Consider the following 13,055-nt stretch of genomic DNA (forward strand, 5'->3'; position numbering starts at 1 on the left):
ATCGAGCGGTCGGGGCTTTTGGCGTTAAGCGAGCGCGTTCATTGTTGGCGAAGATCCGCCAAAAGCGCTTCGAGTTTTTTCTGGTCGGCCATGAACTTGCGAATTCCTTCGGCAAGCTTGTCGTGGGTCATCTCATCCACGTTCGTTTCCCAGCGAAAGTCCGCCTCGCTAAGCGGTGGCTTCGCCTCGCTGCTGGCGCTTTGCGGCGTAAGCTTGCGGGTAAGCTCGCCGTGTTGTTCATCGAGCTCGTTCAAAAGCGCCGGTGAAATGGTCAGGCGATCGCACCCGGCCAGCGACTTGATTTCGTCGACGTTACGAAAGCTTGCGCCCATCACGATGGTGGCGTAGCCCTGGGCCTTGTAGTACTCATAGATGCGCTTGACCGAGGCCACGCCCGGGTCGTTGTCGCCGCTGAAATCGCCGTCCGGGGTTTGCGCCTTGTGCCAGTCCAGAATCCGCCCCACGAAGGGCGAGATCAGCGTGGCACCGGCGTCGGCGCAGGCCTGTGCCTGGGCGAAGCCGAACAAAAGCGTCAGGTTGGTGCGAATGCCGTCGCGCTCGAGCTGACGGGCGGCCTGGATGCCTTCCCAGGTCGAGGCGGTCTTGATCAGAATACGCTCCGCCGGTACCCCCTGGCGTGCGTAGCGCTCGATCAGCGAGTGGGCCTTGGCAATGGTCGCATCGCGATCAAACGAGAGCCGCGAGCTAACCTCGGTGGAGACGTAGCCCGGCACCAGTTCACTGATCTCGCAGCCGATATCCACCGCTACCCGGTCCACCGCCTCGTCGATATCGGCGCTTTCTTTAGCGATCGCGGCCAGCCGCGCGCGACGGTCCTCCTGCTGAGCGGCCTGCAGGATCAGCGAAGGGTTGGTCGTGGCGTCTTGCGGACGAAAGCGGCGAATCGTTTCCAGATCGCCGGTGTCCGCCACCACCTTGGTCATCTCTTTTAGCTGCGCCAGTAAGCTATTACTCATGAGGCCTCCTTTTTGTATTGAATGACCTCTACTCTAGCAAGGCTTCCGGGCTGTGGATATTATCCTGACGGGATACGCGGTGCGCCGGGTCGTGCTGCCAGGTATAAGCGGGCGGTGCGGCGGCGTCGATTTTGAAGCGGTTGGCGGCCTCGCGAAGCTGCTCGGCAATTTTCTCGAGCGCCATGGCATCCCGGGCGCTGCTTTCTACCTGGTCGCCGTTGGCCTGGTTGACCTGGGTCTGCTCTGCAAGCGTGGCGTTCAGCGTTTCGATATGGCGGTGCTGCTCTTCGGCCGCCTTGGCGATATGCGCCATCAAGTCGTTGGTCTTCTCGGTGGTCTCGGCGATGCCGCGCATGGTGTCGCTTGCCTGGCTTGAAAGCGAGTGGCCGTGCTGCACCTGGCGGTTGGAGTCGTTCAGCAGCGTTTTGATCTGCGCCGCGGCGTCGGCGCTGCGGGTGGCCAGCGTGCGTACTTCTGCGGCGACCACGGCGAACCCTTTGCCCTCGGTGCCGGCCCGGGCCGCCTCGACCGAGGCATTCAGCGCGAGAATGTTGGTTTGAAAGGCGATGGCATCGATCGTACTGACGATGCCGTCCACTTGCCTGGCGCTTTCATGAATACGCTCCATGGTCGCCAGAAAATCGTCCATCACCACACTCCCCTGGGCCGTTTGATCATTGGCGGTGGTGGTGAGCGTGGCGGCTTCGGTGGCGTAGGCGGCGGTAGAAGCGGTATGCGTGGTGAGCTCTTCCAGGTTGTTCGTGGTGGTTCGGTGAAACGCGTGCTGCGCCTTGGTGCGAACGGTTAGATCCTCGTTGCCCAGGGCCAGGCGCTGGGCGCTTTCGAACATCGCGCTGCTCTGTTCGTGCAGATTGGCGATGGTATCGGTAAAGGCGCAGCGCATGGTGTCGAGCTCGCTATAGAGCTGGCCGATCTCATTGCGCCCGGGGCTTGCTATTTCGGTGGCCAGGTCGCCCTGGGCCAGCCTGCGAAAGTGGGTCACCAGCGATTTGATCGGGCGCAGGCAGTAGCGCTGGCCGATATAGGCGATGAGGGTCAATAGCGCCACCGCCGCCGCGATGCCGGCGATCAGCCCCTGGCCGATCATGTGGGCACGTGCCTGGGCGCGAGCGAGCAGGGTCGTGCCTTGCTGATCCGCCCGCTGGTAAAACGCCCGAGCTTGCCCGGTAAACGCCTGACTCAGTGTTAGCGCCTCGGCGGTTAGTTGGCGGTAGCCGGCCCGGTCACCGGCGCGCACCGCGTCGAGCTGGCGGCTCATGGCAGTGATCAGGGCGCTGGCGCCGGCTTCGATGTCGGCGCGCCCGGGCTCGCCGTCAGTCGCCAAAAGAAACGCCGCCAGGGCGCTTGTCATTTCGTCGAGTTCGCGCTCCACGGCTTCCAACGCTTCCAATGGGTCGCCAAGCGATGGGCGCAGTTGGCGCTCCAGCGCCCGGTCCAGGCGGTGCAGGCCTTCAAGGCCTGCGATGTGCAGCCGGTTGAGCGACGAGGCCTGCTGTACGTTGACGCGCTCAAGTAGCGTTAAATCCTGCTGACTCTGTTGTATGACGCTCCAGGTGAGCAGCGCAAAGGCCAGGATGCACAGCGTCATCAGCGAAAGCGCCGCGGCGGCCAGCGTGCGCAGTGAAACATGTTGAAGCGATTGGAACGTCATGGTGCCCTCGGGTCACACGTAGCTAGAGTTGCCCCAAGGTTAAGCGTCATTTGTTGCAGTTTTTCGACTTTCACCTCTTAAAAGGCAGCGGTGTTGTATCATGGCCAGGCTCAATGGCCACTTACAGGCCCTGAACGACACCGCAATCGATTCGACAAAAGAGACAATCATGCAACTCACTTCCCGTCGAGTGGCGCTACTGGTCGCCGCCAATACCGCGCTGGCCCCTTTTGCCATCGATGCGTATCTACCCGCTATCGGTATGCTGGCCGACGACATCGGCGCCAGTATTCACCGCACCGAGCTCTCCATCAGCGTTTTTCTGCTGGGGTTTGCCATCGGCCAGCTCTGCTTTGGACCGCTTTCCGACCGGGTAGGGCGCAAGCCGGTACTGCTGGGTGGACTGGTCGTGTTCATGCTGGCAAGTCTTATGATCACCACCGCGGATAGCCTGTCTTCGCTTTTGACCTGGCGCTTTATTCAGGCGCTGGGGGGTGGGGCCTGCGTGGTCAACTCCGCCGCCATCGTGCGCGACTGCTTTAGCGGGCGGGAGGCGGCGAAGGTGATGTCGACCATGGCAATGATCATGATGCTCGCCCCGTTGGTGGCCCCGGCGGTGGGCAGCCTGCTTTTGCACGTAGCGGGGTGGTGGCTGATCTTCGTGTTTCTGGCGGTCTACGCCGGATTTTTGCTCTGGCTTTTGGGCAGCAAACTGCCCGAAACCCGGGATATGTCGCTGCCCGCCGCTTCGCCGCGCCAGGTGCTTGGCAACTACGCAAGCGTTTTACGCCACCGCGAGGGCATGGGCTATATCTGCGCCGTCGCCGCTTCGTTTGCCGGACTTTTTGCGTTCGTCACCGCCTCGCCGTTTCTTTATCTGGAGTATTTCGCACTGTCGCCGGGTATCTACCCTTTGGTGTTCGGGGTGAATGTGGTGGTGATCGCGCTCTCCAATCGGGTCAATATTCACCTTTTGCGCTACCGCACGCCCCAGCAGAACCTGCGTTTGGGGCTGGCCGTGCAGCTCGTCGCAGCCACCGGGCTCGTGCTGGCTACCGCTTTGGGCCAGGCCTCGCTGTTCGTGGTAGTGCCCTTGATCATGATGTTCACCGGTATGATCGGGCTGATTACGCCGAATGCGATCTCATCGCTTCTGGATCACTTCGGCCATATGAGTGCTACCGCCACCGCGCTTTTGGGCGGTATTCAGTTCAGCTGCGGAGCGCTTGCCGGCATCATGGTAGGGCTTTTCGAGGTCGAGCATTTATGGCCCATGGTGCTGACCATGCTCTCGGTGGCGCTGATGGGTAACGTGGGTGTGCGGCTGCTGACGCCGAAGCCGGTTAAAAGTGGCCTCGAATGAGCGGTAAGGTGGCGCAAAAAATTACCCGTTCGCGTGCTGCTGTCATATAACTGCAACCAAAGCGCGGCAGACTCCTCGGTGTTGAAGGCCTTAAGGCCACTGCTTCCAGCCTTACGCTGGATTTCACACCCAAGGGGAACGCGACGATGAATGTAACCAAGAAGACGCTAAGTGTTGCCGTAGTAGCCGCTCTGGGCGCCGGCGTATCCACCGCCGCCCTGGCCCGCGATACCATTCAAATTGCGGGCTCTTCGACCGTACTGCCGTTCGCCAGTATCGTCGCGGAAGAGTTCGGCAACACCTACTCCCAGTTCAACACCCCGGTGGTTGGCTCCGGCGGCTCGAGCGGCGGCCTGCGTCAGTTCTGCCAGGGCGTGGGTGAAAACACCATCGATATCGCCAATGCCTCGCGGCCCATTCGCTCGAGCGAAGTCGAAAGCTGTGGCGAAAACGGCGTCAACGAAATTCTTGAAGTGAAATTCGGCTACGACGGTATCGTATTCGCTTCGCGCCTTGACCAAAACGAGTTCGAGCTGACGCCGGAGTTCGTCTTCAAGGCCGCCGCCGCGCAGATTTCCCAGGACGGCGAGCTGGTCGACAACCCCTACACCAACTGGTCCGACATCGACGATAGCCTGCCGGATCAGGAAATCACTCTGGTCATTCCGGCCTCCAACCACGGCACCCGCGAAGTGTTCGAAGAGCGCGTGCTGCACGCTGGCTGCGAAACCGTTGCCGAAGTGGAAGAAGACGCCTGCAACAACCTGCGCGGTGACGGCCGTATCGTCGAAATCGCCGGCGACTACACCGAAACTCTGGCGCGCCTCGACGCCCAGGAGAACGCCGTGGGCGTCTTCGGTCTGAGCTTCTACGACCAGAACCGCGACCGCTTGCAAGTCGCGACCATGGACGGCATCGAGCCGAGCCTGGAAACCATCGGTTCCGGCGAGTACCCGGTATCGCGTCCGCTGTTCTTCTACGTGAAAGGCGAGCACCTGGACGTTATCCCGGGCCTGGCCGAGTACACCGAGTTCTTCCTCAACGACATGACCTCTGGCTACGGAAGCCCGCTGGAAGACGCTGGCCTGATCCCGATGGACGAAGACGAGCGTGCTGAAGCGCTCGAGCAGTTCGAGTCGCGTACCGTGGTAAGCGCCGAGTAATCCTGCGCCTGATTACATTGGTGAATTAAGTAACAGATCGCGCCGGCATCAACCTGGTTGATGCCGGCGTTTAAACGTAGAAAGTAAAAGGCGAAGACATAATGAGCAATCTTGCCTTGATCGCCACGCTTCTCATGCTGATGGCCTTGGCATATCACCTGGGATTGACGCGCAGCCGCGCGGTGGCGTCCAGCCACGATGTGCGATTGCACTCACGCCCAGGGTATTACGGCACGCTGGTCGCACTCTGGTGCGGTCTTCCCGCACTGGTCATTTTTCTATTGTGGTCGTTTTTTGCACCCCAACTGATCGATATGCTGGTGACCCAGCAGCTGCCGACGGATTTAGTGGCTTCCTTGAGCGATAGGGAGCAGCAGACATTGATGCGCCGTATTACCGCGCTTGCCGAAGGCCGCGGTGTATCCGGTGGGGGAAGCCCCGAAGAAGTAGCGGCAGCGGCCCATATGTCGCGGCTGACTACCCTCGAAAATATCGCGCTGGTCGCCGTGATGGCGGTACTCGCCGTGGCGGGGCTGGTGTTTGCGCGCCGGCGCATTTCGCCGACCTGGCGGGCCCGTAACCAGGTCGAGCGCGTCATTACCATTGCCCTGGCCGCGAGCTCGGCCGTCGCCATTTGTACCACCATCGGCATCGTGCTTTCGATGTTGGGTGAGGCGCTGCGCTTTTTCAGTTTCATTCACCCGGCGGACTTCTTTTTTGGCACCGTCTGGAACCCGCGTTTTAGCACCGCAGGCTCGAGCGGGCAGGGCGAGTTCGGCCTGTTACCGCTTCTTTGGGGCACGCTCATGGTCAGCGCCATCGCGCTGTTGGTGGCGATCCCCGTCGGGTTGATGACCGCGATTTATATGGCCGAGTACGCCTCGCCCTGGCTCAGAAGCATCGCCAAGCCGGTCATCGAGATTTTGGCGGGTATTCCGACGATCGTGTACGGCTTTTTCGCGCTGACCGTTATCGGTCCGTTTCTTTCGATGCTCGGCGATTTCGTAGGGATCAATATTCGCACCACCAGCGCCATGACCGCGGGTATCGCCATGGGCATCATGATCATCCCGTTCGTCTCGTCGCTTTCCGACGACATCATCACCCAGGTGCCCAAGTCGCTGCGCGATGGCGCGCTGGGCCTTGGCGCGACCAAGTCGGAAACCATTCGTCAGGTGGTGTTGCCTGCGGCGCTACCTGGCATCGTCGGGGCGTTTTTGCTGGCGGCTAGCCGGGCGATCGGTGAAACCATGATCGTGGTGCTGGCGGCGGGTAACAATCCGGTGTTGCACGCCAACCCGTTCGAGGCGGTGTCGACCATTACCGTGACGATCGTCAATCAGCTGACCGGTGATATGGATTTTGCCAGCCCGCAATCGCTGGTCGCCTTCGCGCTCGGCTTGACGCTTTTTGTGATCACACTGGGTTTGAACGTCATCGCACTGGTCGTGGTGCGCAAATATCGCCAGCAATACGAGTAAGTGACCATGTCTATATCGATTGAACAGCGCCGACAGCATCGGCTTGAGACGATTGAGAAGTCGCTTTCGAAACGCCACCGTAAGGAAAACGGGTTTCGGCGCATGGGGCTAGCGGCGGTATTGGCGGGCCTTACGTTGGTTACTATCCTGTTCGCCAGTATTCTGACCAAGGGTATCCCCGCTTTTTGGCAGGCAACGCTTTATACCGAGATCTATTTCGATCCCGACGTGATCGATCTTCCCCCTCAGCCCGAGCGCCAAAGCGATGAGACGCTTTTCGAGTTCGAAGAGCGTACGACCCAGTGGATGACCCAGGCGGGGCTCATCAACTGGCAGTCGTTGATCGATGCCTCGCTGGAGCGGGCGCTAGGCGAGGAGGTCGAGTCGAGCCAGCTACGCAACCTTCGCGCGCTGGTCGCCTCCGGTGAGCGCTACGCCCTGCGCGACCGCTTTATCGAGGACCCATCCCTTCTGGGCGAGACCGTTACGCTCAAGATGCTGGCCGGCGCCAATGTGGATGTGTGGGTGAAGGGCAATATCGACCGCGACCTGCCGGATGCTCGCCAGCAGCTTACTGCGCAAACCCGCACGTGGATCGATCGGCTTCAGGAAGTAGACGTACTGCGCCAGTCGTTCAGCACCTCGCTTTTCATGAATACCGATTCACGCAGCTCGCTGGCCTCGGCGGGCCTGGCCGGGGCCTTCATGGGGTCGCTGTTCATGATGATGGTGGTGATTTCGCTGTCGGTGCCGATCGGCGTGTCGAGCGCGATCTACCTTGAGGAATTTGCGCCCAAAAATCGCCTGACCGATCTCATCGAGATCAACATCAACAATCTGGCGGCGGTGCCCTCGATCGTGTTCGGCCTGCTTGGTGCCTCGATCTTCATCGGCTACCTGCGTCTACCGCTTTCGGCGCCGCTGGTGGGGGGGCTGGTGCTCACGCTGATGACGCTGCCGACGATCATCATTGCCACCCGCGCTTCGCTGCGCTCGATTCCGCCCTCGATTCGCCAGGCCGCACTCGGTATCGGCGCGTCCCGCGTGCAGACGGTGTTTCATCACGTGTTGCCGCTGGCGCTGCCGGGTATTTTGACCGGCTCCATTCTTGGCGTGGCCCAGGCGCTGGGTGAAACCGCGCCGCTTTTGCTGATCGGCATGAATGCGTTCGTGGCCAACGTGCCAGGCTCGCCCATGGATCAGTCCACCGCGCTGCCGGTGCAGATTTATCTATGGCAGGGCAATGAGCTGCGCAACTTCTTTGAAGCGCGGACCTCCGCTGCCATTATTGTGTTATTGGGCCTGATGCTCAGCTTGAACGGGCTGGCCATCTGGCTGCGTAAAAAATTAGAGACGAGGTGGTAAGTGGATACTTCTACGCACTCCCCAAAGCAAGCCCCTATCAGCAATGTCAGCGTAGGTAGCGGCGAAAACCGCGTCAGCAAGGCCACGGACAAAGTGAAGTTCAAGGCAGAGGGCGTCAATGTCTTTTACGGCGACGCCCAAGCGATCAACGGTATCGACCTGGATATTTACGAGAACGAAGTGCTGGCGTTCATTGGCCCTTCGGGCTGCGGTAAATCGACGTTTCTGCGCTGCTTGAACCGCATGAACGACACCATCGATATTTGCCGGGTCGAGGGCAAAATCACCCTGGATGACAAGGATATCTACGCCCCGGAGCGCGACGTGGTACTGCTGCGCGCCCAGGTCGGTATCGTCTTTCAAAAGCCCAACCCGTTTCCCAAGTCGATCTACGAAAACATCGCTTATGGGCCGCGCTTGCACGGGCTTGCCAGTCGCAAGGCCGAGCTCGACGATATCGTGGAAAACAGCCTACGCCGGGCGGGGCTTTGGGACGAGGTCAAGGACCGTTTGGATAAGCCCGGTACCGGCCTTTCCGGCGGCCAGCAGCAGCGTTTGTGCATCGCCCGTACCGTGGCGGTCAGCCCGGACGTCATTTTGATGGACGAGCCCTGCTCGGCGTTGGACCCGATTGCGACCGCCAAGGTGGAGCAGCTCATCGACGAACTCAGCGAGAGCTACACCATCGTGATGGTAACCCACAACATGCAGCAGGCCGCCCGCGTGGCCGACCGCACGGCGTTTTTCCACATGGGCGATTTGGCCGAGGTCGATACCACCGACAACATCTTCACCAACCCCCAGGACCAGCGCACCCACGACTACATCACCGGGCGCTTCGGCTAACGAAAACCGGGTAAGCCCTTAAAGGGGGTCGCTACATAAAAAGGCACGTGTTTAACAGCACGTGCCTTTTTGCATGGGCCGAGGTTAGTCGATGAGCTCTACCGCCACCGCCGTGGCTTCGCCGCCGCCGATACACAGGCTCGCCACGCCGCGCTTGCCGCCGGTGGTGCGCAGGGCGTGGATGAGTGTGGCGATGATGCGCGAGCCCGTCGAGCCCACCGGGTGGCCCTGGGCGCAGGCGCCGCCGAAGATATTGACCTTACCGTGATCCAGCCCCAAATCGTCGATCGCCATCAGCGTGACCACCGCGAAGGCTTCGTTGATCTCGAAAAGATCCACGTCACCGACACCCCAGCCGACCTTTTTTAGCAGTTTTTCGATGGCGCCGACCGGGGCAATGGTGAATTCGCTGGGGTGGCGCGAGTGGGTGGCGTGGCCGAGCATGCGGGCCAGTGGCGTGACGCCGAGCCTTGAAGCCGCTTGCTGGCTCGACATGATCAGCGCCGAGGCACCGTCAGAAATGGAACTGGCGTTCGCCGCGGTGATGGTACCGTCCTTGGCAAAGGCGGGGCGCAGCGTTCTGATCTTTTCCAGGTTGGCCTGGAAGGGCTGCTCGTCCTGATCGACCATGCTTTCGCCCTGGCGGGTGGTGACTGCCACCGGCGCCATTTCGGCGCTCAGCGAGCCGTCCTCGTTAGCCTTCATAGCCCGCTCCAGCGAGGCGATCGCGAAGTCGTCCAGGCGCTCGCGAGTGTAGCCGCGTTCAGAGGCGACCTCCTGGGCGAACACGCCCATCAGCTTCCCGGTTTCTGCATCCTCGAGACCATCGTAAAACATGTGGTCCTTGAGCTCGCCGTGGCCCAGCCGGTAGCCGCTGCGCGCTTTGGTGAGTAGGTGCGGGGCGTTGGACATCGATTCCATCCCGCCGGCCAGCATCACCTCTGCGGTGCCCGCCTTGATGAGATCATGAGAGAACATCGCCGCCTTCATGCCCGAGCCGCAAAGCTTGTTGATGGTGGTGGCGCCTATCGAATCGGGAATGCCTGCCTGGCGCATCGCCTGGCGGGCCGGGCCCTGTTTGACCCCGGCGGGGAGCACGCAGCCAAGTATGCCTTCCTCGATGGTATCCGGGCTGAGCCCGGCGCGCTCGATAGCCGCGCGAATGGCAACGGCGGCAAGCGCCGGGGCACTCATGCTCGCAAGGCTGCCGGACATGGCGCCCATGGGCGTCCGGGTGGCGGATAAAAAGACAACGTCGGTGGCGCTACTCATGAACAACTCCTGGTGATCTCGTTGTGGTTATTGGATCAGCACTTGCATGACTAGCATGAATGTAATGAATGCTAACGCGTGCCGCAACAAGTTGACGTGCACGGAAGCCCCAGTTTCATTGCCCACCCGACCAACGTCGTAGCGATTTAGACGCAAGTGCGCTTGCACCGGTCGGCAAATACTCTTAGCGTTGGTTCAAGGCAGGTTTCCGTTAACGTCAACCTGTGCTCGCCGTACAGGTGCGGGTCTGCCCAAAATGCTCATGCCAATAACAAAAGAGAGCCATCATGACGGTTTCTTCCTCGCTCCCTACCTACGCCGGTTATCTCGAGGGCTTTTCGCCAGATGATACGGCCGCACGCCTGGACACCCACCAGGACGGTAAGCTCAACGCTTTTGACGTGTGCTGCGCGCGCCACCTGCGCGACGGCCGAGGTGAGTCGCTTGCTCTGGTACACGAAGATACTCACGCAGAGATTCATACGCTCACCTACCGCGAGCTCGACGCGCAAAGTGCGCGTCTTGCCGGTTGGCTGAACGAGCAAGGGTTTCAAGTGGGGGATCGTATCGCTTGTATGCTGCCGCGCTCGGCGGCACTGCTGGTGGCGGTGTTGGCGACCTGGCGCATCGGCGCGGTGTATCAGCCGCTTTTTACCGCCTTCGGGTCGGACGCGGTGGATTACCGGCTGACGCGTGCCGATTCAAGGCTGGTGATTACCGATCACGCCAATCGGCACAAATTTGAAGGGGGGCGTCACTGTCCGCCGGTGCTGGCCGTCGGCGGGCCGAGCGACCGGCACGCCAGTGATTTCGACTGGCAGGCCGCGCTCGCGCATACGCCGATAACGAGCGAGCCGCCGCGCCTCGACCCGAGCGCGCCGTTTTTGCAGATGTTTACCTCGGACACCGTCGGCAAGCCCAAGGGTGTGGCGATACCGCTCAAGGCAATGACGGCATTCGCCCTCTATATGGAGCTTGCCGTCGATCTCAAGCGCGAAGACCGGTTCTGGAACATGGCCGACCCGGGCTGGGCCTACGGTCTTTACTATGCGATCACCGGGCCGCTGCTGTTGGGCGCCACCACGCACTTTTGCGAAGCCGGGTTTAGCGCCGAAGGCGCACTTGCGTTCATGAAGCGCCACGAGATCGACAATTTTGCCGCCGCGCCGACTGCCTACCGGCTCATGAAAGCCTCCGGGCTTTTCGACGATGCTCACCAAACGCTCGGTCTACGCGCGGCAAGTTCCGCCGGGGAGCCGCTCAATATCGAGGTCGTCAACTGGGTGGAAAAATCCCTCGGCTGCGCGGTGATGGACCACTACGGCCAGACCGAAACCGGCATGACCTGCAACTGCCACCACGCGCTCGATCATCCCAAACACGTGGGCGGGATGGGCGTGCCGCTGCCGGGATACCGCCTGGCCATTCTCGATGCCGAGTACAACGAGCTGCCTGCGGGTGAACCCGGCGTGCTCGCGGTGGACATCGCGAACTCACCGGTCCATTTCTTTTCAGGCTACACCTGGCAGGAAAAGGATCCGTTCGTTAACGGCTACTACCTGACCGGCGACGTGGTGGTTCGAAACGAAGACGGCACCTTCCAGTTCGCCGGCCGCGATGACGACATCATTACCACCGCGGGCTATCGGGTGGGGCCCACCGATGTCGAGAACAGCGTGATGATTCACACGGGCGTGGCCGAGTGCGCAGCAGTGGGCAAGTTCGATGAAATCCGCGGCGAGATCATCAAGGCGTTCGTGGTGCTGCGCGAAGGCTTCGAGCCAAGCGATGCCTTGGCCGAGGACATTAAAAGCCTGGTACGCGAGCGGCTCTCGACCCACGCCTTTCCGCGCGAAATTGCTTTTGTCGACGAGTTACCCAAAACGCCCAGCGGTAAAATTCAGCGCTTCAAACTGCGCGCCGAGACGCCCACCCCGGCGCCCGGTGATTCAAACAACATGAAGACAGGACACTGATGTGGAGATAAAAGAGCGCACGTTTTTAATTACCGGGGCCGCCTCAGGGCTGGGTGCGGCGACGGCCGAGCGGCTGGCAGGCCTTGGTGCCCGGGTGGTGCTTTGCGATGTGAGCGAACGCGTTTTCGATCAGGCCAAAGCCCTTGGTGAGTGTGCCAGCGCCATGACGGCCGACATCACCTCGAGTGAGCAAATGGGCGAGGTCATGGAAGCCGCCGTTGCAATGGGCGGTGAGCCAGGCCTTGCCGGGGTCGTTCACTGCGCGGGGGTGGTTAGCGTGGCCAAACTGGTGGACCGGGAGGGCGTTCCGGCGGATCTCGACGCCTACGCCAAAACCGTTCAGATCAACCTGATTGGCACCTTTAACGTCATGCGCCTGGCCGCCGCGGCCATGGCAAAAAACGCTCCCTTTGATAGCGGCGAGCGCGGCGTCATCATCAATACCGCCTCCGTTGCCGCCTTCGATGGCCAGGTAGGGCAGTGTGCCTATAGCGCCTCCAAGGCCGGTGTGGTCGGCATGAGCCTGCCCGCCGCCCGGGAACTTTCGCGCCACGCCATTCGCGTCATGGCCATCGCCCCGGGGGTCTTCGAGACGCCGATGATGAGCGAGATCCCCACCCAGGCTCACGACGCATTGGTGGCCACCGTACCGTTTCCCAAGCGGTTGGGCCGGGCCGCCGAGTTTGCCCTGCTGGCCGAGCAGATCATTACCAACCCGATGCTTAACGGCGAGGTGATTCGTCTGGATGGTGGTATTCGTATGCAGTGAGCAACGCTTTACGGGTCCGGGGGCGCCGATGCCTCTCGCTTGCTGTCCGCGGATATCTCTCCGCGGGCTTTTTGCGTGCTCCACCCTGGACCATTTTGCCCGCTTTGAGCCTCTGTTCGACTAAAGGATAGCCTTGTTGCCAGCGCCTGGTTCAAGCTGTGCTTGACTCGC

Annotated in this window: 10 protein-coding genes; 7 read left to right on the plus strand and 3 right to left on the minus strand. The window is 61.1% G+C overall.

Annotated features, from left to right (window positions below; genetic code table 11):
- Nucleotides 1-38 precede the first annotated feature (38 nt).
- Complete coding sequence (gene tal, locus ACWHVV_RS06360) at nucleotides 39-977, minus strand: transaldolase (RefSeq protein WP_447528317.1); 939 nt, start codon at nucleotides 975-977, stop codon at nucleotides 39-41.
- Between the two features lie 28 nt (nucleotides 978-1,005).
- A complete protein-coding gene (locus tag ACWHVV_RS06365) occupies nucleotides 1,006-2,649 on the minus strand; it encodes a methyl-accepting chemotaxis protein (protein ID WP_447928584.1) in 1,644 nt (547 codons plus the stop codon).
- Between the two features lie 169 nt (nucleotides 2,650-2,818).
- Here ACWHVV_RS06365 and ACWHVV_RS06370 point away from each other — a divergent pair, with 169 nt between their 5' ends.
- The 5 genes from ACWHVV_RS06370 (at nucleotide 2,819) to pstB (ending at nucleotide 8,867) form a co-directional block, all read left to right on the plus strand.
- Entirely contained in the window at nucleotides 2,819-4,012 is a 1,194-nt protein-coding gene (locus ACWHVV_RS06370) for a multidrug effflux MFS transporter (RefSeq protein ID WP_447928585.1), read from the plus strand.
- 146 nt (nucleotides 4,013-4,158) lie between these two features.
- Nucleotides 4,159-5,175 carry a substrate-binding domain-containing protein gene (locus ACWHVV_RS06375; protein ID WP_447928586.1) on the plus strand — a complete coding sequence of 339 codons (1,017 nt, stop codon included), beginning with the start codon at nucleotides 4,159-4,161 and terminating at the stop codon, nucleotides 5,173-5,175.
- 101 nt (nucleotides 5,176-5,276) lie between these two features.
- On the plus strand, nucleotides 5,277-6,656 hold the full coding sequence (gene pstC / locus ACWHVV_RS06380; protein WP_447928587.1) for a phosphate ABC transporter permease subunit PstC: 1,380 nt from the start codon (nucleotides 5,277-5,279) through the stop codon (nucleotides 6,654-6,656).
- A gap of 6 nt (nucleotides 6,657-6,662) precedes the next feature.
- Nucleotides 6,663-8,021, plus strand: a complete 1,359-nt coding sequence (gene pstA / locus ACWHVV_RS06385; RefSeq protein WP_447928588.1) for a phosphate ABC transporter permease PstA — start codon at nucleotides 6,663-6,665, stop codon at nucleotides 8,019-8,021.
- 36 nt (nucleotides 8,022-8,057) lie between these two features.
- The gene (gene pstB, locus ACWHVV_RS06390; protein WP_447929122.1) at nucleotides 8,058-8,867 is read left to right on the plus strand and encodes a phosphate ABC transporter ATP-binding protein PstB; all 810 of its coding nucleotides are present in this window, start codon (nucleotides 8,058-8,060) and stop codon (nucleotides 8,865-8,867) included.
- Between the two features lie 84 nt (nucleotides 8,868-8,951).
- On the opposite strand, the gene ACWHVV_RS06395 is transcribed toward pstB, so the two are convergent.
- Nucleotides 8,952-10,139: an acetyl-CoA C-acyltransferase gene (locus ACWHVV_RS06395; protein ID WP_447928589.1), complete on the minus strand. Its 1,188-nt coding sequence runs from the start codon at nucleotides 10,137-10,139 to the stop codon at nucleotides 8,952-8,954.
- Nucleotides 10,140-10,426: 287 nt separating this feature from the next.
- Here ACWHVV_RS06395 and ACWHVV_RS06400 point away from each other — a divergent pair, with 287 nt between their 5' ends.
- Nucleotides 10,427-12,115, plus strand: a complete 1,689-nt coding sequence (locus tag ACWHVV_RS06400; protein WP_447928590.1) for an AMP-binding protein — start codon at nucleotides 10,427-10,429, stop codon at nucleotides 12,113-12,115.
- Nucleotide 12,116: 1 nt separating this feature from the next.
- Entirely contained in the window at nucleotides 12,117-12,884 is a 768-nt protein-coding gene (locus ACWHVV_RS06405) for an SDR family NAD(P)-dependent oxidoreductase (RefSeq protein ID WP_447928591.1), read from the plus strand.
- The last annotated feature ends 171 nt before the right edge of the window (nucleotides 12,885-13,055 follow it).

The sequence above is a fragment of the Vreelandella sp. EE27 genome, assembly GCF_968206495.1.